The organism is Pseudomonas sp. GW823-FHT01D03 (assembly GCF_058798255.1).
Window position 1 is genome coordinate 829,772 of sequence record NZ_JBXAKK010000001.1, and the last position, 22,862, is coordinate 852,633.

The 22,862-nt window shown below is 61.1% G+C and carries 22 protein-coding genes; 6 read left to right on the forward strand and 16 right to left on the reverse strand.

What is annotated here, in order from left to right:
* Positions 1-13: 13 nt before the first annotated feature.
* On the reverse strand, positions 14-397 hold the full coding sequence (locus AC1RBR_RS03575) for a hypothetical protein (protein ID WP_492563028.1): 384 nt from the start codon (positions 395-397) through the stop codon (positions 14-16).
* A 149-nt stretch (positions 398-546) separates the two neighbouring features.
* Between AC1RBR_RS03575 and AC1RBR_RS03580 the strand changes: the two genes are divergently transcribed.
* Both AC1RBR_RS03580 and AC1RBR_RS03585 read left to right on the forward strand, forming a co-directional pair.
* Positions 547-747: a heavy-metal-associated domain-containing protein gene (locus AC1RBR_RS03580; RefSeq protein WP_115985501.1), complete on the forward strand. Its 201-nt coding sequence runs from the start codon at positions 547-549 to the stop codon at positions 745-747.
* A 203-nt stretch (positions 748-950) separates the two neighbouring features.
* Positions 951-2,153, forward strand: coding sequence for a multidrug effflux MFS transporter (locus AC1RBR_RS03585; RefSeq protein WP_095138222.1), 1,203 nt, complete (start codon positions 951-953; stop codon positions 2,151-2,153).
* 5 nt (positions 2,154-2,158) lie between these two features.
* Here AC1RBR_RS03585 and AC1RBR_RS03590 read toward each other — a convergent pair whose 3' ends face one another.
* From AC1RBR_RS03590 to AC1RBR_RS03600, 3 genes are all read right to left on the reverse strand, one after another.
* Positions 2,159-2,332, reverse strand: a complete 174-nt coding sequence (locus AC1RBR_RS03590) for a hypothetical protein (protein ID WP_166496092.1) — start codon at positions 2,330-2,332, stop codon at positions 2,159-2,161.
* 153 nt (positions 2,333-2,485) lie between these two features.
* On the reverse strand, positions 2,486-3,499 hold the full coding sequence (locus tag AC1RBR_RS03595; protein ID WP_492563030.1) for a zinc-binding alcohol dehydrogenase family protein: 1,014 nt from the start codon (positions 3,497-3,499) through the stop codon (positions 2,486-2,488).
* Between the two features lie 32 nt (positions 3,500-3,531).
* Positions 3,532-3,825: a putative quinol monooxygenase gene (locus AC1RBR_RS03600; RefSeq protein ID WP_492563031.1), complete on the reverse strand. Its 294-nt coding sequence runs from the start codon at positions 3,823-3,825 to the stop codon at positions 3,532-3,534.
* 118 nt (positions 3,826-3,943) lie between these two features.
* On the opposite strand from AC1RBR_RS03600, the gene vimR reads away from it, so the two are divergent.
* The 3 genes from vimR (at position 3,944) to AC1RBR_RS03615 (ending at position 7,429) form a co-directional block, all read left to right on the forward strand.
* A complete protein-coding gene (vimR, locus tag AC1RBR_RS03605; RefSeq protein ID WP_115985503.1) occupies positions 3,944-4,873 on the forward strand; it encodes a transcription regulator VimR in 930 nt (309 codons plus the stop codon).
* 315 nt (positions 4,874-5,188) lie between these two features.
* Positions 5,189-5,920 (forward strand): ArsR/SmtB family transcription factor, encoded by a 732-nt coding sequence (locus tag AC1RBR_RS03610; protein ID WP_166496094.1) that lies wholly within the window; start codon positions 5,189-5,191, stop codon positions 5,918-5,920.
* Between the two features lie 126 nt (positions 5,921-6,046).
* Positions 6,047-7,429, forward strand: a complete 1,383-nt coding sequence (locus AC1RBR_RS03615) for an MFS transporter (protein WP_456018622.1) — start codon at positions 6,047-6,049, stop codon at positions 7,427-7,429.
* 120 nt (positions 7,430-7,549) lie between these two features.
* On the opposite strand, the gene AC1RBR_RS03620 is transcribed toward AC1RBR_RS03615, so the two are convergent.
* From AC1RBR_RS03620 to AC1RBR_RS03630, 3 genes are all read right to left on the reverse strand, one after another.
* A complete protein-coding gene (locus AC1RBR_RS03620) occupies positions 7,550-8,503 on the reverse strand; it encodes an adenosine deaminase (RefSeq protein WP_003221371.1) in 954 nt (317 codons plus the stop codon).
* Between the two features lie 82 nt (positions 8,504-8,585).
* A complete protein-coding gene (locus tag AC1RBR_RS03625; protein WP_492563034.1) occupies positions 8,586-9,551 on the reverse strand; it encodes an isopenicillin N synthase family dioxygenase in 966 nt (321 codons plus the stop codon).
* Between the two features lie 144 nt (positions 9,552-9,695).
* Entirely contained in the window at positions 9,696-10,769 is a 1,074-nt protein-coding gene (locus AC1RBR_RS03630; protein WP_166496097.1) for a BMP family ABC transporter substrate-binding protein, read from the reverse strand.
* A gap of 287 nt (positions 10,770-11,056) precedes the next feature.
* Here AC1RBR_RS03630 and AC1RBR_RS03635 point away from each other — a divergent pair, with 287 nt between their 5' ends.
* Complete coding sequence (locus AC1RBR_RS03635) at positions 11,057-12,148, forward strand: calcium:cation antiporter (RefSeq protein ID WP_492563036.1); 1,092 nt, start codon at positions 11,057-11,059, stop codon at positions 12,146-12,148.
* Between the two features lie 124 nt (positions 12,149-12,272).
* On the opposite strand, the gene AC1RBR_RS03640 is transcribed toward AC1RBR_RS03635, so the two are convergent.
* The 9 genes from AC1RBR_RS03640 to AC1RBR_RS03680 all read right to left on the reverse strand — a co-directional run bounded on the left by AC1RBR_RS03640 (position 12,273) and on the right by AC1RBR_RS03680 (position 22,785).
* A complete protein-coding gene (locus AC1RBR_RS03640) occupies positions 12,273-13,631 on the reverse strand; it encodes an 8-oxoguanine deaminase (RefSeq protein WP_492563038.1) in 1,359 nt (452 codons plus the stop codon).
* Positions 13,632-13,890: 259 nt separating this feature from the next.
* A complete protein-coding gene (locus AC1RBR_RS03645; protein ID WP_095138233.1) occupies positions 13,891-14,577 on the reverse strand; it encodes an SDR family oxidoreductase in 687 nt (228 codons plus the stop codon).
* Between the two features lie 248 nt (positions 14,578-14,825).
* Positions 14,826-15,752, reverse strand: coding sequence for an ABC transporter permease (locus AC1RBR_RS03650; protein ID WP_492563039.1), 927 nt, complete (start codon positions 15,750-15,752; stop codon positions 14,826-14,828).
* A complete protein-coding gene (locus AC1RBR_RS03655; RefSeq protein ID WP_492563041.1) occupies positions 15,752-16,858 on the reverse strand; it encodes an ABC transporter permease in 1,107 nt (368 codons plus the stop codon). Before AC1RBR_RS03655 ends, AC1RBR_RS03650 begins: the two co-directional genes overlap by 1 nt.
* 15 nt (positions 16,859-16,873) lie before the next feature.
* Positions 16,874-18,421: an ABC transporter ATP-binding protein gene (locus tag AC1RBR_RS03660; RefSeq protein WP_492563043.1), complete on the reverse strand. Its 1,548-nt coding sequence runs from the start codon at positions 18,419-18,421 to the stop codon at positions 16,874-16,876.
* Positions 18,422-19,026: 605 nt separating this feature from the next.
* A complete protein-coding gene (locus AC1RBR_RS03665; protein ID WP_096794857.1) occupies positions 19,027-19,608 on the reverse strand; it encodes an IMPACT family protein in 582 nt (193 codons plus the stop codon).
* Positions 19,609-19,615: 7 nt separating this feature from the next.
* A complete protein-coding gene (locus AC1RBR_RS03670) occupies positions 19,616-20,266 on the reverse strand; it encodes a TetR/AcrR family transcriptional regulator (protein ID WP_492563046.1) in 651 nt (216 codons plus the stop codon).
* Between the two features lie 87 nt (positions 20,267-20,353).
* Positions 20,354-21,742 (reverse strand): uracil-xanthine permease family protein, encoded by a 1,389-nt coding sequence (locus AC1RBR_RS03675; protein ID WP_492563048.1) that lies wholly within the window; start codon positions 21,740-21,742, stop codon positions 20,354-20,356.
* 122 nt (positions 21,743-21,864) lie between these two features.
* The gene (locus AC1RBR_RS03680) at positions 21,865-22,785 is read right to left on the reverse strand and encodes a LysR family transcriptional regulator (RefSeq protein ID WP_007968115.1); all 921 of its coding nucleotides are present in this window, start codon (positions 22,783-22,785) and stop codon (positions 21,865-21,867) included.
* Positions 22,786-22,862: the final 77 nt, after the last annotated feature.

The following is a 22,862-nucleotide window of genomic DNA, read 5'->3' on the forward strand; positions in this document are numbered from 1 at the left end:
ATTGGAGGTTTGCTTAGTATTCGAGGGCGGCAGGTCGCAGGTACAAGCCTTTCGCATTTGCCGCGATCCGGTACTTGAGCACATCGCCGGCCTTGAGCGAGATCTCCTGCGCGGGCGGCGCGAGCATGCCTGCCTGGCAACCCGGCGCCTGGCCAGGCAATTGCTTCAGACGAATGGAAAGCGTGCCGTGGGGCAGGTTGAACGAAGTGGTCTGTTCCTGAAGCAGGCGCCCAGCGAGTTGATCATTGACGTACACGCCAATCTCGCAGGGAGTTGGCACTTCCAGACGCTCGCGCGAGATGATCAGAACCGCATAGTCTTCGCCAGTCGCATTGGCCTGTGGCAGGGCGGCAAAGAGGCTGAGCAAGCCAAACAGGCTGAAAGCTGACCAGCGCATGGCTGAATCTCCTGAATTTGAGTCATTGATGCACGCAGCTTGGCTGAGCGCGACGCCGATTGCCAGCCCGGCAGGTTTCTGCAGAACTTGACCTTGCCATGGTGGCAAGCTCGACACTGCCGGCAACCTCACTCAAAGGAGTCAAATCCATGCAAGTGTTCAACGTTCAAGGCATGTCCTGCGGCCACTGTGTCAAAGCCATCACCAGCGCGGTGCAAGCGAAGGATCCGGCGGCCAGCGTGCGGGTCGATCTGGCCGCGAAAGAAGTCGGCGTCGAGAGTTCGCTCAGCCCCGAGCAGGTGATCGAGGTGATCAGCGAAGAGGGCTACCCGGTAAAACTCGCCGGGTGATCAAAAGCCAAAAGATCGCAGCCTGCGGCAGCTCCTACAGGGTATTGGTGCGACTCCGGTAGGAGCTGCCGATGGCTGCGATCTTTTGATCTTTGCTGTGCAGTTCGTCTGACTTTCTAATAGTTAGCGAGCTATCGGAATGTTCAAGGTGTCCCAGCGGCTAGACTGTCGGGCTGCCGACTTCTATCCCACCTGGATGCCTGATGAACTTCCGTACCATTCTGATTCTCGGTGCCTTGAGCGCCTTCGGTCCGCTGGCGATCGACTTTTATTTGCCGGCGTTCCCGTCGATGGCGCTGGCCTTTGGCACCGATGAAAAGCACGTCCAGCTGACCCTGGCAGCCTATTTCGCCGGTCTGTCGATCGGGCAGTTGCTGTATGGCCCGGTGGCCGACCGGTTTGGGCGGCGCCTGCCGCTGCTGGTCGGTGTCGGGCTGTTTACTCTGGCCTCGCTGGCCTGCGCCTACGCGCCGAATCTGGAATGGCTGATCGGCGCGCGCTTCGTTCAGGCGCTGGGCGGCTGCGCGGGGATGGTGATTTCCCGGGCGGTGGTCAGCGACAAGTGTGATGCGGTCGGTTCGGCGAAAGTCTTTTCGCAACTGATGCTGGTGATGGGCCTGGCGCCGATTCTTGCGCCGTTGCTCGGCGGTCTGTTGGTCAACACCACGGGCTGGCAGTCGATCTTCCTCGCACTGACGGGCTTCAGCGCACTGGCCGGCCTGGCTGTGGCGTTGGGGCTGCCGGAAAGTCTGCCGGCCCATGTGCCGCGCCAGCCATTGTCCGGTGCGTTGCGCCAATACGGCCGGTTGTTCGGCGACCGGGTGTTTCTCGGCCACGCCCTGACCGGCGGTATCGCGGTTGCCGGGATGTTTTCCTATATCGCCGGATCACCGTTCGTCTTCATCAAACTCTACGGCGTGCCGGCCGAGCATTTTGGCTGGCTGTTCGGCGCCAATGCGGCGGGTTTCATTCTGGTGGCCCAGGTCAATGCGCGGCTGTTGGCCAAGCGCGGTCCGGCGTTCCTGCTGGCGCGGGCGGTGTGGGTGTATCTGTTGGCCGGGGTTTCTTTGCTCGCGGTCAGCTCGCTGCACACCCAGGCATTGTGGCCGCTGTTGATTCCGTTGTTCGTGTGTATCGCCAGCCTCGGCTGCATCCTGCCCAACGCAGCGGCGTGTGCAATGAACGGCCAGGGTGCGCGTGCCGGTAGTGCGTCGGCACTGATGGGCTGCCTGCAGTTCAGCGTGGCGTCCGGCGCGGCTTCGCTGGTGGGCGTTCTGCACGATGGCAGCGCCATGCCGATGGCCATGGTCATCAGCCTGTGCGGGTTGCTGGTGGTGAGCGTCGCGATGTACACCCGGCATTTGCAGAATGCCCGGGCACTGGCGCAAGCACAGGCCGAAGCCTGACTGCATCAGCCAACGGCGCGTTGCTGTCCGGGGTCGGGAATCCGATGGGGCGCGTGCAGGCGCGCTTCGAGGGTACGGGTGAAGGCGAGCGCCTCGGCTTCACTGCGAAAGGTCACGGCGTGCTGGTCCAGACGAACCTGCCATTGGGACTTTGCCACTTCTTTTATCAGGATCTTCATTACTGACCTCCCTTGTGTAAAAGATGCATCGCAGAGGCTTCGAGTGTAGACCTGAATACGATCGGATTTGTGACAACGAGCGAGCATCTGACTGACGGCAAACAACAGCGCCAGCCCTTGAAAGGACTGGCGCCGATGACGACGTTCGGATTTTCAGAAACTTTCTAAAACAATTTTGCCCTTGGCCTTGCCGCTTTCCAGCAGCTCATGCGCACGTCGCAGGTTCGCCGCGTTGATCGTGCCGAAATGCTCGCCGACGGTGGTCTTCAGCGTCCCCGCATCAATCAGCTCGGCCACGCGGTTGAGCAGTTTGTGTTGCTCGATCATGTCCGGGGTTTCGAACAGCGAGCGTGTGTACATGAACTCCCAGTGCAGCGACAGGCTCTTGCGCTTGAGCTTGCTCACGTCCAGCGACTTCGGATCGTCGATCAGCGCGAGTTTGCCTTGCGGCGCCAGCGCCTCGACCAGTTGCTCCAGGTGCAGATCGGTCTGGGTCAGGCTGGCGACGTGGGTCACCTGATCAATGCCGGCGCGTTTCAGTTCTTCGCTCAACGGCTGGCTGTGGTCGATCACCAGGTCGGCGCCCAGATCGGTCACCCAGTCGCGAGTCTGTGCACGGGACGCGGTGCCGATGACCTTGAGCCCGGTCAACTGCCTGGCCAGTTGGGTGAGAATCGAACCAACGCCGCCGGCGGCACCGACGATCAGCAGGCTTTGACCTTCATCGGTCTTGCCCTCACGGATCTGCAGGCGTTCGAACAGCAGTTCCCACGCGGTGATCGCGGTCAGCGGCAGCGCGGCGGCTTCGGCAAAACCGAGGGATTTGGGCATGTGGCCAACAATGCGCTCGTCGACCACGTGCAGCTCGCTGTTGCCACCGGCACGGGCGATGGAGCCGGCGTAAAACACTTTATCGCCGACCTTGAACAGCGTCACTTCACTGCCGACAGCCTTGACCACACCGGCCACGTCCCAGCCCAGCACTTTTGCCGCGCCGTTTTCCGGCGCCGCGTTCTGCCGCACCTTGGTGTCGACCGGGTTGACCGAGATGGCTTTGACTTCCACCAGCAGGTCGCGCGGGCCGGCGACCGGCTCCGGCAGTTCGATGTCTTGCAGGGATTTTTCGTCGCTGATCGGCAGGGAGGCGTAATAGGCGATGGCTTTCATGACTTGCTCCGTAACGGTAATAGAAGAAGGGCTCAGGCGATGACGCCCAGGCGTTTCAATTGGAAGTGTTCGATGCAGTGGCCGGCTGCGGCCTGGAAGTTCTGAAAATGCGCGCTGGCGTTGTGCGCCGAAAGGATTTCCTCGCTGGCCCAGTGTTCGATCACATAAAAGGTCAGCGGATCGGCCAGGTCGCGGTGCAGGTCGTACTGGCCGCAGCCTGCCTCGGCGCGACTCGGCTCAACCAGTGCGCGCAAGGCGTTTTCGAGGGCGTCTTGCTGGCCGGGTTTGGCGATCAGCGTGGCGATGGCGGTGAATGCTTGGGACATGTTTGGCTCCAGTCGCTGGGTAAATTTGCTTGAACCCATCATTGGCTATTTATCGGCGCGATAAAACCGGCTAAAAGAGCAGGCTCTTTCAATATTATTTTGATAATTGGGGCTGGAAATGCTGCGTTTCGACGATTTGCAGTTGTTCGTTCGCGCGGCGGATCTGGGCAGTCTGTCTGCAGCGGCGCGGGTGATGGACATGTCTGCCGCTGTCGCCAGCGCGGCGCTCAAACGCATCGAACAGCAACTGGGCGTGCGCTTGCTGGCGCGCTCGACCCGCAGCCTGCGTCTGACCGCCGAGGGCGAAGGTTTTCTCGAATACGCGCGGGCCGCGTTGAGTTCGCTGGACGAAGGCCGGCGATTTCTCTCCAGCGCGCAGGATCAGGTCAGCGGCATCCTGCAGTTGTCGGCGCCTTCGGATTTCGGGCGCAACCTGTTGTTGCCATGGCTCGACGATTTTCAGCGCGAGCATCCGAAGCTGACCGTGCGCCTGTTACTCGGTGATCGCATCGCCGACCTGTTCCGACAGCCGGTGGACATCGCCCTGCGCTATGGCGAGCCGGAAGATTCGAGCCTGGTGGCGCTGCCCATCGCCCCGGACAATCGCCGCGTGCTCTGCGCGTCGCCGGCGTACCTGGCGCGCCACGGCGAACCGCGTCAGCTCGAACAACTGGCGCAGCACAACTGCCTGCTCTACATGCTCGGCAGCCGCGTGCACGACCATTGGAGTTTTCATGACGGCAAACGTGAAGTCGGCCTGACGGTCAGTGGCGATCGCTTCAGTGATGACGCCGACGTCGTGCGGTTGTGGGCGGTGGCGGGGGCGGGGATCGCCTACAAATCGTGGCTCGATGTCGGCGCGGATGTCCTCGCCGGACGCCTCAAAGTGTTGCTGCCGGAGCTGCTCTGTGAGCGTGCTCCGCTGAATCTGTTGTGCGCCCATCGCGCACAATTGAGTAAGCCGGTGAACCTTTTGAGGGAAATGCTCGCCAGCCGATGCGCCGAATTGAGTAGTCAATTTCCCCATTTCCCGAAAGTTGATCATTAGTCGCAGGCAATTAGCGAAATTTCACTCAGGAACTATCACCATTCGTGTCAGCCACGGCGCAGGAAGCAGCGTGCATCCCGCTTATACTAGCGACCGCCTCAAACCTGCACCGATAACTGGTCAGGACTGAATCCGGCCGGTTTTCCAGGGCCGGGCGAGCGCCGCACAAACGCCGCGGACACTCCATCGACGGGTGCCGCAGCACCGGCCTGGCTTGCTCCGGTTCATGGCGTTTTACCCGTCTTGGCCGATGACCCATTACTGGTCAAGATGTCTTCGAGCAGTAGACGATACGATTCAACAGGGAGTGAATACATGGAACATGCACCTTGCATCAGCCAGATCGCCACGCTGCTGGCCGACCCCAAGCGCAGTGCGATGATGTGGGCGTTGATGGATGGCTCGGCCCGCCAGACCGAAGAGCTGGCGCTGCTGGCAGGGTTGTCGCCATCCTCGGCCAGTGCGCATCTGGGGCGTTTGTCCGCCGGGGGGCTGTTGAAAGTCGAGGTCCGTGGGCGCAAGCGCTTTTTCCGCCTGGCAGCCCCGGAGATCGCGGCGGCCATCGAGGCCCTGGCCAGTGCCACGATCGCCAGCGCACCACGAGAAATTCCTCACGTATTCAAACGCTCGACGCCGAGCGTCAACCCCCGGACTGCGCCGTCTTCACTGCTGCGTGCACGCTTTTGCGATGACCATTTGGGGGGCACGCTGGCTGCCGATCTGTATCAGCGCCTGCTCGATGCCGGATGGCTCGAACAGATCGAGCAGCGGGTCGTGGTGACCCTCAAAGGCTCGACGCAACTGGCCAGCCGTGGGGTATTCATCCAGGCCCTCGCTCATCGCAAGGCTCAGGTGGCGTGTGCCTGTCCGGACTGGAGCGAGCGTCGCCCGCACCTGGGCGGTTCACTGGGCGCGGCGGTGCTGCAACTCTTCATGCAGTCCGGCTGGCTGGCATTGCCCAAGGACTCCCGAGCCTTGCAAGTGACCCCGGCCGGGCAGCGGGAAATTCACCGGTTCGCCAAGGAAACCGAGCTGGAATTGGCGTAGTAGAGCGGTCGCCGGCCGACACTTCGACGCTGGCGTCGCCTGTGACTGCGAACAGGTCGTATCCAGAAAAAGCGCTGAGGCGTTATCGCGCACACTCGATCCGCACACATTGCGGAGGGGATGGGCATGGATACGCGAAACTTCAGCGCGGCAGAACGCCTGGAACGGCTGCCGCTCAGCGGTTATCACCGGGTCATTTTCATCATCATTGCCTTGGCGTTCTTTTTCGACTCCATGGACCTGGCCATGATGACGTTCTTGCTCGGCTCGATCAAAACCGAGTTCGGCTTGAGCAGTGCACAGGCTGGCCTGCTCGCCAGTTCGAGTTTTTTCGGCATGGTGCTGGGGGCATCGCTGTCGGGCATGCTCGCCGACCGCTTCGGGCGCAAACCGGTGTTTCAGTGGAGCATCGTGCTGTGGGGCGTGGCCAGTTATCTGTGTTCGACCGCGCAAACGGTCGAGAGCCTGACGCTGTTCCGAATCCTGCTGGGGATCGGCATGGGCATGGAGTTTCCGATTGCACAATCGATGCTTTCCGAATTGATCCCGGCGCAACGGCGCGGGCGTTACATTGCATTGATGGACGGTTTCTGGCCACTGGGTTTCGTCGCCGCCGGGGTGCTGTCGTACTTCCTGCTGCCATTGATTGGCTGGCGCGACATTTTCCTGGTGTTGGCGGTGCCGGCGGTGTTTGTGCTGGCGATCCGGTTCTTTATCCCCGAATCACCGCGCTGGCTGGAGCAAGCCGGACGCCATGAGGCGGCGGACAAGGTCCTGAGCGCGATCGAGGCGCGCGTGCGCACCTCGCTCGGGGTCGCGACGCTGCCTGAGCCGGTGCGCCTGCCAAGAACAGTGACGCCGCCCGGCAATTTTTTCTCGGCCCTCAAGCAGATCTGGTCGCCGCAATATCGCCAGCGCACGACGATGATCTGGAGCCTGTGGTTTTTCGCCTTGCTCGGTTTCTACGGGCTGACATCGTGGCTCAGTGCGTTGTTGCAACAGTCGGGTTTTGCCGTGACCCAGTCGGTGTATTACACCGTGCTGATTTCTCTGGGCGGGATTCCCGGATTCCTGATGGCGGCGTGGCTGGTGGAGCGCTGGGGGCGCAAGCCGGTGTGCATCGTGACGTTGCTTGGCGGCGGGGTGATGGCGTTTCTCTACGGGCAGAGCGCGGTGTTCGGCGGCAACGTCGCGTTGCTGATCAGCTCGGGGCTGCTGATGCAGTTTTTCCTGTTCGGCATGTGGGCGGTGCTCTACACCTATACGCCGGAGTTGTACCCGACTTCGGCGCGCGCCACAGGCTCGGGCTTTGCCTCGGCGATTGGCCGTGTCGGCTCGTTGCTCGGGCCGTTGGTGACCGGGCTGGTGTTCCCGATTACCGGGCAGGGCGGGGTGTTTGCGCTGGGCGCGCTGTGCTTTGCGATTGCGGCGGGGGTGGTGTGGCTGTTCGGGATGGAGACGCGCGGTAAAACCCTGGAAGAGCTGACTGAAGCAGAGATCGCTGGCTGAACATAGATCCAATTGTAGGAGTGAGCCTGCTCGCGATAGCGGTGTGTCAGTTAAAAGATGTGTATCTGACACTCCGCTATCGCGAGCAGGCTCACTCCTACAGAGGTTATGCGGTGTTGCTTATGGTTTTACCAGACGCGCATCCAGGCTGTTCTGCGCCAGACGCTTGGCCTGATCCTGGGTCATGCCCAGGTGTTCATGCAGCGCATGGAAGTTCTCGGTGACGTAACCACCGAAGTACGCCGGGTCGTCGGAGTTGACGGTGACCTTCACCCCACGCTCAAGCATGTCGAGAATGTTGTGCTGCGACATGTGATCGAACACGCAGAGCTTGGTGTTCGACAGCGGGCACACGGTCAACGGAATCTGCTCGTCGATGATTCGCTGCATCAGGCGCTCGTCTTCGATGGCGCGTACGCCATGGTCGATGCGCTGGATTTTCAGCAGGTCGATGGCTTCCCAGATGTACTCCGGCGGGCCTTCTTCACCGGCGTGGGCAACAGTCAGGAAGCCTTCGTGACGGGCACGGTCGAACACGCGCTGGAACTTGCTTGGCGGGTGACCCATCTCCGAGCTGTCGAGACCGACGGCGACAAACGCATCACGGAACGGCAGCGCCTGATCGAGGGTTTTCTGTGCTTCGTCTTCGCTCAGATGACGCAGGAAGCTCAGGATCAGGCCGCTGGTGATGCCCAGTTGCTGCTCGCCATCCTTGAGTGCCGCGGCGATGCCGTTGAGCACCACTTCGAACGGGATGCCCCGGTCGGTGTGGGTCTGCGGGTCGAAGAACGGTTCGGTATGAATCACGTTCTGCGCTTTGCAGCGCAGCAGGTAGGCCCAGGTCAGGTCGTAGAAGTCCTGCGAAGTGCGCAGCACGTCGGCGCCCTGGTAATACAGGTCGAGAAATTCCTGCAAGTTGTTGAAGGCGTAAGCCTTGCGCAGGGTTTCGACATCGCTCCACGGCAGGGCGATCTTGTTGCGTTCGGCCAGGGCGAACAGCAACTCAGGCTCCAGCGAGCCTTCCAGATGCAGGTGCAGTTCGGCCTTGGGCAGGGCGTTGAGCCAATCGTACATATTCTTTTCTCATCAGGTGCAGATGGCGGCCATTCTACAGATGCGCGCCGAAACAATTGGCAAAACCTGACCAAGCGATCCATCACACCGCTTGCGGCTCGCGCCGATAAGCGTAGGTATCGGCGAAGCGCGACAGCAGGAATTCGGCACAGGTGGTGGTCGGATATTTCGCCGGATGCTGTGCGTCCTGGCAACCGGGAAGGCATTCGATGCGGGTGTCCGGGTGCGGCTCGGCGAAGAACGGCATCGAATAGCGATCCAACCCCAGCGGGCTGATCACCCGGTGCGGGGTCGAGCGATAACGGTCATTGCTCCAGCGCGCCATCATGTCACCGAGGTTGACCACGAAGGTGCCGTCAATCGGCGGCGCGTCGATCCATTCACCTTTGACGTTCTTTACTTGCAGGCCGCCGGCGCTGTCCTGGTAGAGCAGGGTGATGCAGCCGTAGTCGGTGTGCGCGCCGGCGCCTTGTTGGTCGGCGGAACTGGCGGTGTGGCGCGGTGGGTAGTGGATCATTCGCAAGACGCTGACCGGCTCAGTGAAACGGCTGTCGAAGAAATCCCGTTCGATGCCAAGCGCAATGGTCATGGCGCGAAGCAGGGTTTGCGCAAGGGCCTGCATGTCGAGGTAGTGCTGCTCCATCAGCGCCTCCCAGCCTGCTTGCGCCGGATGGCGATTCGGCCCGCGCAGCGGTTTTTCCGCGAGCACGTCGGGATGATCCGCCGGCAAGTGCAGGCCCATGTCGAAGGTTTCTTTCAGATCGCTGGGCTTGCTCGGATCGAGTTGCTCGGTGGCGATGGCGCCGTAGCCGCGATGATGGCGGGTCTGGGTTATGTCGATCTTGAGCTTTTCCGCTGCGGGCAGAGCAAAAAAACGTTGAGTCTGATCGAGCACGGCGTCGATGCGCTGCGCTGAAATCGGATGACCTTTGATGTAGAAAAAGCCCCATTCGCGGCAGGCCTGGTCGATCTGCGCGGCGACGGCGGGCCAGGCGTTTTGGTCGGTGGAATAGAGCGGGCTGATGTCGATGATCGGGAGCTGATCCATACACAATCCTTGAGAACACTGAAGATCCAAATGTGGGAGCGGGCTTGCTCGCGAAGGGGCCGTGTCAGTCGATACATGCGTTGGCTGATACACCGCTTTCGCGAGCAAGCCCGCTCCCACAGGGGAATGGTGGTGGGGCCGGAATTACTTCGGCATCTCGGCCTTCATCCCTTCCACGTAATAGTTCATCGACGCCAGTTCCGCATTCGTCGCACTCACGCCCGCCGGGATTTTCTCCACGCCGGCCTGATCCTTGATCGGCCCGGTGAACGGTTGCAGCGCACCGCTCTTGATGTCGGCAATGATCTGCTCGGCCTCGGCTTTCACCGGTGCCGGCACCAGGTCGCTGATCGGCAGTTCAACCGTGCCTTCCTTCAGCCCGCCCCAGTAATCCTGGGACTTCCAGTTGTGGTCGATCACGCTCTGGGTCGCCTGAATGTAGTGTGGCGCCCAGTCGTTGACGATCGAAGTCAGCACCGCTTTCGGGCCGAAGTGCGCCATGTCCGAGGCGTAACCCACGGCGTACACGCCACGCCGTTCGGCGGCCTGGATCGGCGCCGGGCTGTCGGTGTGCTGGAACACCACGTCCACACCCTGATCGATCAGCGCGTTGGCGGCGTCGGCTTCCTTGCCCGGGTCGAACCACGAGTTGACCCACACCACTTTGATCTCGGTGCCGGGGTTGTACTTGTTCAGCGCCAGCTGGATGGCGTTGATGTCGCGGATCACTTCCGGAATCGGGAACGAGGCGACGTAACCGATCTTCTTGGTCTTGGTCATCTTCGCTGCAAGGAAACCGCCGACATAACGACCCTCGTAGGTGCGCGCGAGATAGGTGCCGAGGTTCTTGTCCTGCTTGTAGCCGGTGGCGTGTTCAAAGGTCACCTTGGGAAACTGTTTGGCGACTTTCAGCGTCGGGTTCATGTAGCCGAAGGAGGTGGTGAAGATCAGGTCGTAGTTGTCCTTGGCCATGTTGCGGATCACCCGCTCGGCGTCGGCGCCCTCGGCAACGTTCTCGACGTAATTGGTGGTGATCTGCGGGCCGAATTTCTCCGCCAGCGCCTTGCGCCCCTGTTCATGCTGATACGTCCAGCCGTGGTCGCCAATCGGGCCGATGTAGACAAAACCGACCTTCAGCGGATCGGCAGCGCTGGCGCTCAGGCTGATCCCCAGACCGATGGCGGCGCACAGCAGTTTGTGCAGCGGACGTATTTGCATGAATTCGAACTCCATTTTGTTGTGTGTGGTCAGGGGCAATGCAAATTGCTGACCAACAGGACAACAAACTGGTTTGAAACCGTGTGATGGCCTTCGCGAGCAGGCTCACTCCTACAAAGGATCGCATTCCTCTGTAGGAGTGAGCCTGCTCGCGATAGGGCCTTCAAGGACAATAAAAGTGCACCTGCCAAAGGACCGCTATCAGTTGGTGCGCTAAGGTGTAACGAAACGTTAGCGCCGCGCCGCAGTCAGTAGCTCATTCGAACCTCTCGGCAAAAAGGCCCGCCATGCTCACGATCCTCAAGCAAGAAAGCTTTCTGCTACTGGCGGTGATTGCCGCGTGCGTCGCCTATCCGCTGGAACACTGGATGCTCCACAGCGGCCAGATCGTCGCGCTGATCTGCGGGCTGACATTGATCGCCTTCATCGTCGCTGCCTCGATGCGCGTTGCCCATCATGCTGAACTGCTCGCCGAAAAAGTCGGCGACCCCTACGGCACGATGATCCTGACCTTGGCAGCAGTGCTGGTGGAAGTGGTGATCCTGGCGATCATGATGAGCAACGAAGCGTCGGCCACGCTGGTGCGGGACACGATCTATTCGGCGGTGATGCTCGACATCAACGGTATCCTCGGCCTCGCCGCGTTGATGGGCGGACTCAAGCATGGCGAGCAGTCGTACAACGATGACTCGGCACGCAGCTACAGCGTGATGATCCTCACCGCCATGGGCGTGTCGATGGTGGTGCCGGAGTTTATTCCGGCGGCCAACTGGAAAATTTATTCAGCGTTCACCATCGGCGCGATGGTGGTGCTTTATGCGTTGTTCCTGCGGATGCAGGTCGGGCCGCACAGTTACTTTTTCAGCTACAGCTACCCGGACAAGCGCCGCAAGAAAGAACCGGTGGAAGATGAACCGAAACCGCTGAGCCTGGCGTGGTCGATTGGCATTCTGGTGTTTGGCGTGGTGGTGATCGGCGCCCTGGCCGAAGTGATGTCCAAGACCCTCGATCTGGGCCTGGAAGGCACGGGCGCGCCGCCGGTGATCACGGCGATTCTGGTGGCGGCGATTTCCGCAGCACCGGAGATTCTGACGGCGTTGCGTGCCGCGTTGGCCAACCGCATGCAGTCGGTGGTGAACATCGCGATGGGCGCGTCACTGTCGACGGTGATTCTGACGGTGCCGGTGATGGAAGCGATGGCGCTGTACACCGGTCAGCCGTTTCAGATGGCGATGACCCCGGTGCAGACGGTGATGATCTTCATCACGCTGATCGTCAGTGCGATCAACCTGAATGACGGCGAGACCAATGCCATCGAAGGCATGACCCACTTTGTGCTGTTTGCGACGTTTATCATGCTGTCGCTGCTCGGTCTTTAAGGATCTACACAAATCCAAATGTGGGAGCGGGCTTGCTCGCGAAAGCGGTGTGTCAGGCAGCTTGAAACTGCATGACACGACGCCTTCGCGAGCAAGCCCGCTCCCACAGGGTTTAGTGTTGGGCTCAGGTACCGGCGATCAACTGGCGCGCCGCCTGGCTGTGATCGGCGATCAGGCCCTTCAGATCCAGCCCTTCAACCTGGCCGTCCACCACCCGCCACTTGCCGCCAATCATCACTCGATCCGCACGATCGGCCCCGCACAACAGCAGCGCCGAAATCGGATCATGGCTGCCCGAGAAGCGCAGCTCATCGAGCTTGAACAACGCCAGATCCGCCTGCTTGCCCACCGCCAGCTCGCCAATGTCGGTGCGTCCCAACAGGCTCGCCGACCCCTTGGTCGCCCAACCGAGCACGCGTTCCGGGGTGATCTTTTCGGCGCCGTAACGCAGACGCTGGATGTACAACGCCTGCCGCGCTTCGAGAATCATGTTCGACGCGTCGTTGGAGGCCGAACCATCGACGCCCAGACCAAACAGCGCACCGGCATCGGTCAGATCGATGCTCGGGCAGATGCCGGAGGCCAGACGCATGTTCGAACTCGGGCAGTGGCAGATACCGGTGCCGGCCTGGCCGAGGCGGGCGATTTCGTCCGGGTTGAAGTGGATGCCATGGGCCAGCCAGGTGCGCGGGCCGAGCCAGCCGACGCTGTCCAGATAATCCACGGTGCGCAGGCCGAAACGCTGCAGGCAGAAATCCTCTTCGTCGAGGGTTTCCGCCAAGTGCGTGTGCAGACGCACGTCGAGTTTGGTCGCCAGTTCGGCGCTGGCCGACATGATTTCCGGGGTCACCGAGAACGGCGAGCACGGTGCCAGAGCGATCTGGATTTGCGCATCGTCGCCGCGCTCGTGGTACTCGTGAATCAGGCGCTGGCTGTCGTCAAGAATCACCTGACCTTCCTGCACGGTCTGTTGCGGCGGCAGGCCGCCGTCTTTCTCGCCGAGGCTCATCGAACCGCGGGTGAGCATGGCGCGCATGCCCAGTTCACGCACGGTGTCGACTTGCACGTCGATGGCGTTTTCCAGACCGTCCGGGAACAGGTAGTGGTGGTCGGCGGCGGTGGTGCAACCCGACAGCAGCAGTTCAGCCAAAGCCACTTTTGTCGCGAGGGCGAGTTTTTCCGGGGTCAGCCGCGCCCATACCGGGTACAGGGTTTTCAGCCACGGGAACAACGGCTGATTGACCACCGGCGCCCAGGCGCGAGTCAGGGTTTGATAGAAATGGTGATGGGTGTTGATCAGGCCCGGCAGGATCACATGCTCGCGGGCATCGAACACTTCATTGCATGGCGCCGACGGTTGCTGACCGGCTGCCAGCACTTCGACGATCACGCCGTCTTGCAGGACCAGACCGCCACGGGCATCGAGCGCGTTGGCCGTGAAAATGGCGAGGGGATTTTTTAACCAGGTACGGGTCGCAGGCATTGTGGCCGGCTCCTCTGAAAGTGGGGTTCAGGGTTGCCAGCTCAGTGTTGCCCTGTCTGCTGATCCAGGGTCGTCGCGATGGACGAGGTGCGGAGTTTCAAACAAATCGCCGGATCGGGCAAGCCTAACCCGACAGGACACCACCATCCCCTTGTAGGAGTGAGCCTGCTCGCGATAGCGGTCTTTCATTCAATATCATCGGTGACGGACACACTGCGATCGCGAGCAGGCTCACTCCTACAGGGAAGATCTGTGGTGCTTACCAGGGAATGGTTTCCCCCTTGTAGTTGATGAAGTGATGCCCGCCCTTGCCGGTGTACGCATTCACCTGATCAATCAGCCCACGGGTGCTGGTCTCTACATCCAGGTCAGCACCTTCACCACCCATATCCGTCTTCACCCAGCCCGGGTGCAGCGACAGTACGGTGAGTTTCTGCTCACCCAACTGGGTGACAAAACTGTTGGTCATCGAGTTCAGCGCGGCCTTGCTCGCCTTGTACAGCGCCAGCTCCGGGGCGTCGGGTACGGTGACGCTGCCCAGCCCGGAACTCATGAACGCCAGCACGCCGCTGCCGTCGCGGATCTGCCCGACGAAGCGTTGCGCCAGGTTGATCGGCGCCACGGCGTTGGTGAAAAACAGTTGCCCGACTTCGGCCAGTGTCGCGCCGCCCGGGGTTTGCACTTCAGGGCCTTTGACCCCGGCGTTGACGAAGAGCAGGTCGAAGGTCTCGCCCTTGAGCTGTTGGCTCAGGGCGATCACCGCCTGCTGGTCGTCCATGTCGAGTTTCTCGATCCGCACCTTGCCCAGCGCTTGCAACGCTTCAGCCTTTTGCGGATTACGCACGGTGGCGGTCACTTGCCAGCCGTCGGCCAGCAGGGTTTTCACCAGCCCGAGGCCCAAGCCACGGGAGGCGCCGATGATCAGTGCGTTTTTTGCCTGGGACATGACGGGGTTCCTTGAAGATTACGGTTCACGGATTCAATGGACACGCCTGACCCAGCCGTAGTTGCAACACTCGTCGCAACACATCGAGCCGGGTCTCAAAAGAGCTGTTGACCCCGGAGCATACTCCAGGCTTTAGCGCGGTTGCTTGTCAAATTCGCAGGCCGCTCAGCGGTGTTCGCAAATCAGGTACACAACACGGACACTGTGGGAGCGGGCTTGCTCGCGAAGAGGCCGGCAGGCTCATCGCTTTAATGCCCCGCCTGCCACGGCTGCCCCAACGACACCGGCGCATACAACCGAGTCCGAACGGCATCGCGCGACAACAGCACCAACACCACAATCGTCGCCACATACGGCAGCATCGCCAGCAGACTCGACGGAATCGCCAGCCCCAAGCCCTGCGCCACCAGATGCAGGATGCTGGCGAGGCCAAACAGATACGCCCCGAGCAACAACCGCCATACCCGCCAACTGGCAAACACCACCAGCGCCAGCGCGATCCAGCCGCGTCCGGCGGTCATGTTCTCGGCCCACATCGGTGTGTACGCCAACGACAGATACGCCCCCGCCAACCCGGCCATCGCCCCGCCAAACAGCACCGCCAGCGTGCGCACGGTCAGCACCGGCAGGCCCATCGCACTGGCCGCGTCCGGGTTCTCGCCAACGGCCAGAATGATCAACCCGACACGGCTCTTGATGATCACCCACGCCACCAGCGCAAACAGCGCGAATGACAGGTACACCAGCAAGTCCTGAGCAAACAGCATGCGCCCGATCAGCGGAATCTCACTCAAGTATGGAATCGCCAACGGCTCGAATCCGGCCAGTGGCTTGCCGACCCACGCTGCACCGACAAAGGTCGACAGGCCCACGCCGAAGATCGTCAGCGCCAGCCCGGTCGCTACCTGATTGGCATTGAACACCAGCGCCACCAGGGCAAACAGCGATGACAACAGCATCCCCGCGAGCATCGCCAGCAACACACCGAGCCACAGGTTGCCGCTGTTCAGCGCAACGATAAAACCGATCACCGCGCCAAACAGCATCATCCCTTCCTGGCCGAGGTTGAGCACGCCGCTCTTCTCGCAGATCAACTCACCCAGAGCCACCAACAACAGTGGCGTGCCGCAACGCACCATGGCGTAGAAAATATTGCTCAACAGATCGATATCCATCACAGCGCTCCGGCGGTTACGGCGGTGGTCGATGCGCGCCGTACCCAGCGCAGTTTCAGGCGTGGCCGATAAAGAATCAGCACGTCGCAGGCCAGCAGGAAAAACAGCATCATCCCCTGGAACAGTTGGGTAATCGCTTGGGGCAGATTCAGGGTCATTTGCGCGCTTTCACCGCCGATGTACAGCAGCGCCATCAGCAGGCTTGAGAACAGAATGCCAATCGGGTTCAACCGCCCGAGAAACGCCACGGTTATTGCTGCATAGCCATAGCCCGGCGAGACTTGCGGCACCAATTGGCCGATCGGCCCGGTCACTTCGCAGACCCCGGCCAGCCCGGCCAGGCCGCCGCTGATCAACAGCGCGAGCCAGATCAGGCGCTTCTCGCGAAAGCCGACGAACCCTGCGGCACGTTTATCCAGACCGAGCACTTTGATCTGGAAACCGACAAAGCTTTTCTGCAACAACACCCACACCGCAACCAGTGCGAGCAGGGCGAAATACACCCCGGCATGCACCCGGCCATCCTCCATCAGCAGCGGCAGGCGACTGGCGTCGCCGAACATCGCCGACTCGGGAAAGTTGTAGCCGGCCGGATCCTTCAGCGGCCCGTGCACGCAGAACAGCAACAGGTTCAGCGCGATGTAATTGAGCATGATGCTGGTGAGGATCTCGTTGGCGTTGAAGCGCGTGCGCAGCCATGCCGTCAGCCCGGCCCAAGCGGCGCCGGCAATGGTGCCGGTAAGCAGAATCAGCACCAGTGCCCAACGGCTCTGCAGGTCGATGATGTTCACCGCCAAGGCACTTCCGGCGAGTGCACCGAGGAGCAACTGACCTTCGGCGCCGATGTTCCAGATTCGCGCCTGATACGCCACCGCCAGGCCCAATGCGCAGAGCAGAATCGGCAGGGCTTTGACCAGCAGTTCGGAGACGCCATACAGATCGCTGACCGGTGCGATCAACAGCGTGTGCAAGGTTTGCAGCGGATCATGGCCGAGGGCGATGAACAGCAGCGAGCCGCAACCAAGTGTCAGCAGCGCCGCCAGCAACGGCGAGCACCACAGCATCAGGCGCGATTGCTGGCCACGGGGTTCGAGGGAAAGCAGCATGTTGGGGAAACTCCGTCAGGCCGTGGCCGATGAATGCGTGGGGTTGATGTGTCCGGCCATCCAGCCGCCGACATCGCTCAGCAGGGTGTCGGTGGTGTTCTGCAGCGGCGACAGACGCCCCGCGCACAGGGCGCCGAGGCGGTCGCTGATCTGGAATAGTTCGTCGAGGTCTTCGGAAATCACCAGGATCGCCGCGCCGGCATCGCGCAGGGCAATCAGCGCGCGGTGAATGGTCGCCGCCGCGCCAACGTCGACGCCCCAGGTCGGGTGCGCGGCGATCAGCAGTTTCGGTTGCTGGAGGATTTCCCGGCCAAGAATGAATTTCTGCAGATTGCCGCCGGAAAGGCTGCGCGCGGCAGCGTGAGTGCCCGGGGTTTTCACCCCGAAGCGCTGAATGATGGTTTGTGCGAGGGTTTCGACTTTGCCGCGCTGGATCAAGCCGTTGCTCACCAGCCCCTGTTGAAAAGCCGTGAGCAAGGCATTGTCGGCAAGGCTCAGTTCCGGCACCGCGCCGTGGCCCAGGCGTTCTGCCGGGACAAACGCCAGACCCAGTTGGCGCCGCGCATCCGGGCGCAAATCGGCGACCGCTTGCCCGGCGAAACGAATCGTTGTCGCGCCGTTGCGGGGCAGGGTTTGTTCACCGCTGAGCAGGGCGAGCAACTCATCCTGGCCATTGCCCGCGACCCCGGCGATACCGACGATTTCGCCGCTGCGTACTTGCAGGTTGATGTCGCTCAACGAGCAGCCGAAGGGATCGGGGTTGTGCCAGCTCAAGCCGTTGACCTGTAGAAAGTCCGTACCGCCACTGACTTTCTGGTATTCGCCGATCAACGCCGCCGCTTCGCCGACCATCATCTGCGCCAATTGCTGATCCGAGCATTCGGCCGGCAGGCAATGCCCGGCGACCCGTCCGCCGCGCAAGACCGTGGCGCTATGGCACAGTGCGCGCACCTCCGCGAGCTTGTGGCTGATAAACAGAATGCTGCAGCCCTCGGCGGCGAGACGGCGCAGGGTGATGAACAGTTCGTCCGCCTCTTGCGGCGTCAGCACCGACGTCGGCTCGTCGAGGATCAGCAGGCGAATGTCCTGCATCAGGCAGCGAATGATCTCCACCCGTTGCCGCTCGCCGATCGACAGGCTGTGGACAAGTCGCTCCGGCTCCAGCGCCATGCCGTAGCGGCGCGACACTTGGCGAATCTTCGGCTCCAGTTGTTTCGGCGTGCCGGCCTTGGCCCCCATGGCCAGAGCAATGTTCTGCGCGACGCTGAGGGTTTCGAACAGCGAGAAATGCTGGAACACCATGCCGATCCCCAACTGCCGGGCCTGCGCCGGGTTGCGGATGTTCACCCGCTGGCCCTCCCAGAGCATCTCGCCGGAATCGGCCTGGGTAACGCCGTAGATGATCTTCATCAGTGTGCTTTTGCCTGCGCCGTTCTCACCGAGCAGGGCGTGGATTTCTCCCGGCGCGATGCTCAGGTCGATGGCGTCATTGGCCAGACAACCGGGGTAGCGTTTGCTGATCTGGCGCAGTTGCAGGCGCGGCGTTGAATCTGGGCTTGGCATGACAGGCTCGACTGACTTGGAGTTGTGCCTGTGGATAAAGCAATTTCCTGGCCATTGAGTCAGGAACCTTGTCGGGCCTTGCGCGCCCACGGTTGCCGTAGAGCGTCGAAGGGGAGATGCTCGAGAAGTACGGCACCAATTGAGAGCAAAGCCGTTGATCAGGCTCCAGTTTTGCCCGTGGGCAACTGATCAAAAAACGAGCAAATGCGTGGGACCTATGCAGAACCTGCGGCTGCGCCAGCCATAAACGGGTTATCCACAGGTTGCTCCACAGTATTTGTGCGCAATTGGAAATCCTTGGCATAAGCGCTGAGGTGCTATCTCCCAATAGTGATAAACAGCGCTAACTATCTGTTTTTACGTGGGATTTATCTTTTTTTACACGCAGTGGACGAAAAGTGAGCAAATCGCGCAAAGCCACGTGACAGAAGGGTTACAGCCATATGTGCTCAGGTTATCCACAGTCGGGTGCACAGCAGGTGTGGGCAAGTTGCTGGAATAAAGAAATCCGTCGACGCCCTAAAAGATCGCAGCCTTCGGCAGCTCCTACCGGGAGAGCACATTTTCAATGTAGGAGCTGCGGCACGCTGCGATCTTTTGCTCTTCTAACGCTGCAGCACAATCCGCCCCCGACTCAAATCCGCCAACTGCGTTTGCAGCAACTCGATCTGCGCCTCACCCACCGCCAACTGCAACTCAACACCATTGGCGGTGAAGTTTTCTTCCACCACCAGACCACCCAGATCCGCCACCCGCAGCTTCACCAGCGCCAACTCGGCAAAGCCGCAGGCGCAACTGAGCGGTACCCGGCTGATCAACTCGACTTTCGCCGCCGCTTGCAGGCACTTGTTCGCGCCGCCGCCATAGGCCCTGGCCAAACCGCCGGTACCCAATTGAATGCCGCCATACCAGCGGATCACCAGCACCGCGACCTGATCGCAATCCTGCGCTTCGATGGCCGCCAGAATCGGCCGTCCGGCGGTGCCGCCGGGTTCGCCATCATCGTTGCTGCGGTATTGCGCACCGAGTTTCCATGCCCAGCAGTTGTGCGAGGCATTCAAGTCGCTGTGTTGTTCGAAGAACGCCTGCGCGTCGGCGGGGCTGCCGATCGGCGCGGCGAAGGTGATGAAGCGGCTCTTGCGAATCTCTTCGCGGTACTCGCAAAAACCGCTGAGGGTGAAAGGCATAAACGTCTTAAATAGTCGGGGTGAGGCCGCAGCCTTTGAGAGTGATGCGGATCAGGTTGTTGCCGGCGTCTTCCATGTCCTGCTTGGTCAGCTTGCTGCGACCGCTGACGCGACAGATCTGCGTGGCAAAGTCGGCGTAATGCTGGGTGCTGCCCCACAGCAGGAAAATCAGGTGCACCGGATCCACCGGATCCATCTTGCCGGCATCGATCCACGCCTGGAACACTGCTGCGCGGCCCTGGAACCAGGCGCGGTAGTCCTGGTTGAAATACTCGGTCAGGCATTCGCCACCGCTGATCACTTCCATCGCAAAGATCCGCGAGGCTTGCGGTTGGCGGCGGGAGAATTCCATCTTGGCGCGAATGTAGCGGGTCAGCGCTTCGGCCGGATCGTCCTCGGCGGTCAGGGTGTTGAAGGTGCTGTCCCACAGCTCGATGATGTTGCTCAGCACCGCCACGTACAACCCCAACTTGTTGGTGAAGTAGTAATGCAGGTTCGCCTTGGGCAACCCGGCATTCTGCGCAATGGTGTTCATGCTGGTGCCTTTGTAACCGTGACGGGCGAACTCGTCTTCGGCGGCTTTGAGGATGGTCTCTTCGTTCTTCTGACGAATGCGGCTGGCGGGTTTGCCGCCATGAGCGGGGACTTCAAAGGTCATAGGCACTTCCGGTTTGTCTGTGGGTGCAACCAGTTGCGTTGATAACGCACCCACAGGCATCCGACAAGTGCTGATGCAATAAAACCGTTACGCCTGTTCGATCTTGTTCAGCGCTGCGGCGGATTCGACGCTGGCGGTTTTCGCCTCCGGCAGTAGCAAGCAGAGGATGATCGCAGTCAGGCCGCCGCTGGTGATCGCCGAGTCGAACAGGTTCTGCACCAGTTTCGGCAACAGGTGCAGCAGGTTCGGCTGCGCGGCAATGCCCAGGCCGACGCCGAGCGAGGTGGCGATGATCAGCATGCTGCGTCGATCCAGCGGCGACTGTGCGAGGATCCGCACCCCGGCCGCCGCCACGCTGCCGAACATCACTAGGGTGGCGCCGCCAAGCACCGGTTTCGGGATCTGTTGCAGCACCGCGCCGAACATGGGGAACAGGCCGAGACAAAACAGAATCGCGCCGATGTACAGCCCGACATAGCGGCTGGCCACGCCGGTCAACTGGATTACGCCGTTGTTCTGCGCAAACGTGGTGTTGGGGAAGGCGCTGAAGGTGGCGGCGATCATGCAGCTGACGCCGTCACCGAGTACGCCGCCACGCAAACGACTTATATAGGAAGGGCCGCTGATTGGCTGGCGGGCGAGCATGCAATTGGCCGTGAGGTCGCCGACGGTTTCGATGGTGCTGATCAGATAAATCAGCGCGACCGGCAGGAAAGCTGTCCAGTCGAAGCTGAAACCAAACTTGAACGGTGCAGGAAGACTCACCAGCGGCAGGTCAGGCAATGCCTGCGGAACCAGTTTCCCGCTAAACCACGCGGCCAGACTGCCGAGCAGCAGTCCGATAATGATTGCCGACAGCCGCACCCACGGCGTGTTCGAGCGGTTGAGCAGGATGATCGTCAGCAACACGAACACCCCCAGCGCCAGATTGCCCGGGGCGCCGAAGTCCGGCGCATTGAATCCACCACCCAGATCGGTGATGCCGACCTTGATCAGGCTGATGCCGATCAGAGTGATGACGATCCCGGTCACCAGCGGCGTAACAACCCGGCGTAATTGACCGATGAAGCGGCTGAGGACGATCTGCACCACGGCGCCGAAAAAGCACACGCCGAAGATCATCGCCAGAATTTCTTCCGGGCTGCCGCCACGCTGCTTGACCAGAAACCCGGCCGACAGCACCGCGCCGAGGAAGGCGAAACTGGTGCCCTGCAAACAGATCATCCCGGCGCCGATGCCGAACGGCCGTCGCGCCTGAATAAAGGTGCCGACCCCGGAAACCATCAGCGCCATGCTGATCAGGTACGGCAAGTGTGCGGTCAGGCCGAGGGCCGAGCCGATCACCAGCGGCGGGGTGATGATGCCAACGAAACTGGCGAGCACGTGTTGCAGGGCGGCGAGGATCGCGGCGGGTGGTTTTGGGCGGTCGTCGAGGCCGTAGATCAGGTCGCTGGACGGTTCAGAATCTGGCTGCATGGCTTAAGGCTTCTTGTTGAAGGATCGGGGTTGATCCTGCTTTGCAAAAAGCTGTCCACTTGCTCAGGTTATTCAGTGATTTTGTGGTTGAAAACCTGATCTGTCGGGCCTTGCAGGATTTTTCAACGCGTCGCCGCCAGACTCTCCAGAAAACTTTCCAGCACCAAATGAGGGCGCCGCCCCTTGCGCGTGACCGATGCCAGACTCAAATCATAAAAACGTGTCGTCGATTTCAGCGCACGCAAGCGACCTTGCTGCACCCACAGGCTGGCGTAATGATCCGGCAGATAACCGATGTAACGCCCGGTCAAAATCAAAAACGCCATGCCCTCACGGTCGGACGCACTGGCGGTGCAATTGAGCGCCTGGTAATGCGCCTGAATCTCCGCCGGCAAACGAAAGGTCGGGGCAATCGCATCCTGGCTATTAAGGCGCTCGTCATCCAGCTGCTTGTCATCCACATAAAACAGCGGATGACCCACCGCGCAATAAAGCAGTGAGCGTTCGCTGTACAACGGCTGATATTCCAGCCCCGACAGTGCGCTGGCCTGCGGCACCACGCCGACATGCAGGCGACCGTCGAGCACGCCTTGTTCGACTTCGTTGGGAGCGATCATGCGAATCTGGATCTGCACGTCCGGCCCGCGTTCCTTCAACTGTGCGAGGGCGTGGGTGATGCGCATGTGGGGCAGGGTGACGAGGTTGTCGGTCAGGCCGATGATCAACTCGCCACGCAGGTGCTGGTGCAGTCCGTTGACCTCAGTGCGGAAACTTTCCAGCGCACTTAACAGTTGCAGCGCTGACTGATAAACCTCGCGGCCTTCTTCGGTCAGCGAGAACCCGGCGCGGCCGCGTTGGCACAAACGCAGGCCGAGGCGCTGTTCGAGATCGCTCATTTGCTGGCTGATCGCCGAGCGACCGATGCCGAGCACGGTTTCCGCCGCCGAGAAGCCGCCGCACTCCACCACGCTGCGGAAAATCCGCAGCAGGCGAATATCAAAATCACTGACCTGGGCCAGCGGATCGGGGCGGCGACTGCTCATGCTGTTGTTCTCATTGTTTAGCAGGCTTCTAACTGAAGGTTAGAAAAGTTGGATTTCACCGACTTTATCCGCGTGGC

Excerpts from the sequence above, each read along its gene's own strand:
- AC1RBR_RS03575 (WP_492563028.1), bottom strand. The coding sequence starts at position 397 with ATGCGCTGGTCAGCTTTCAGCCTGTTTGGCTTGCTCAGCCTCTTTGCC.
- AC1RBR_RS03580 (WP_115985501.1), top strand. The coding sequence starts at position 547 with ATGCAAGTGTTCAACGTTCAAGGCATGTCCTGCGGCCACTGTGTCAAA.
- AC1RBR_RS03585 (WP_095138222.1), top strand. The coding sequence starts at position 951 with ATGAACTTCCGTACCATTCTGATTCTCGGTGCCTTGAGCGCCTTCGGT.
- AC1RBR_RS03590 (WP_166496092.1), bottom strand. The coding sequence starts at position 2,332 with ATGAAGATCCTGATAAAAGAAGTGGCAAAGTCCCAATGGCAGGTTCGT.
- AC1RBR_RS03595 (WP_492563030.1), bottom strand. The coding sequence starts at position 3,499 with ATGAAAGCCATCGCCTATTACGCCTCCCTGCCGATCAGCGACGAAAAA.
- AC1RBR_RS03600 (WP_492563031.1), bottom strand. The coding sequence starts at position 3,825 with ATGTCCCAAGCATTCACCGCCATCGCCACGCTGATCGCCAAACCCGGC.
- vimR (WP_115985503.1), top strand. The coding sequence starts at position 3,944 with ATGCTGCGTTTCGACGATTTGCAGTTGTTCGTTCGCGCGGCGGATCTG.
- AC1RBR_RS03610 (WP_166496094.1), top strand. The coding sequence starts at position 5,189 with ATGGAACATGCACCTTGCATCAGCCAGATCGCCACGCTGCTGGCCGAC.
- AC1RBR_RS03615 (WP_456018622.1), top strand. The coding sequence starts at position 6,047 with ATGGATACGCGAAACTTCAGCGCGGCAGAACGCCTGGAACGGCTGCCG.
- AC1RBR_RS03620 (WP_003221371.1), bottom strand. The coding sequence starts at position 8,503 with ATGTACGATTGGCTCAACGCCCTGCCCAAGGCCGAACTGCACCTGCAT.
- AC1RBR_RS03625 (WP_492563034.1), bottom strand. The coding sequence starts at position 9,551 with ATGGATCAGCTCCCGATCATCGACATCAGCCCGCTCTATTCCACCGAC.
- AC1RBR_RS03630 (WP_166496097.1), bottom strand. The coding sequence starts at position 10,769 with ATGCAAATACGTCCGCTGCACAAACTGCTGTGCGCCGCCATCGGTCTG.
- AC1RBR_RS03635 (WP_492563036.1), top strand. The coding sequence starts at position 11,057 with ATGCTCACGATCCTCAAGCAAGAAAGCTTTCTGCTACTGGCGGTGATT.
- AC1RBR_RS03640 (WP_492563038.1), bottom strand. The coding sequence starts at position 13,631 with ATGCCTGCGACCCGTACCTGGTTAAAAAATCCCCTCGCCATTTTCACG.
- AC1RBR_RS03645 (WP_095138233.1), bottom strand. The coding sequence starts at position 14,577 with ATGTCCCAGGCAAAAAACGCACTGATCATCGGCGCCTCCCGTGGCTTG.
- AC1RBR_RS03650 (WP_492563039.1), bottom strand. The coding sequence starts at position 15,752 with ATGGATATCGATCTGTTGAGCAATATTTTCTACGCCATGGTGCGTTGC.
- AC1RBR_RS03655 (WP_492563041.1), bottom strand. The coding sequence starts at position 16,858 with ATGCTGCTTTCCCTCGAACCCCGTGGCCAGCAATCGCGCCTGATGCTG.
- AC1RBR_RS03660 (WP_492563043.1), bottom strand. The coding sequence starts at position 18,421 with ATGCCAAGCCCAGATTCAACGCCGCGCCTGCAACTGCGCCAGATCAGC.
- AC1RBR_RS03665 (WP_096794857.1), bottom strand. The coding sequence starts at position 19,608 with ATGCCTTTCACCCTCAGCGGTTTTTGCGAGTACCGCGAAGAGATTCGC.
- AC1RBR_RS03670 (WP_492563046.1), bottom strand. The coding sequence starts at position 20,266 with ATGACCTTTGAAGTCCCCGCTCATGGCGGCAAACCCGCCAGCCGCATT.
- AC1RBR_RS03675 (WP_492563048.1), bottom strand. The coding sequence starts at position 21,742 with ATGCAGCCAGATTCTGAACCGTCCAGCGACCTGATCTACGGCCTCGAC.
- AC1RBR_RS03680 (WP_007968115.1), bottom strand. The coding sequence starts at position 22,785 with ATGAGCAGTCGCCGCCCCGATCCGCTGGCCCAGGTCAGTGATTTTGAT.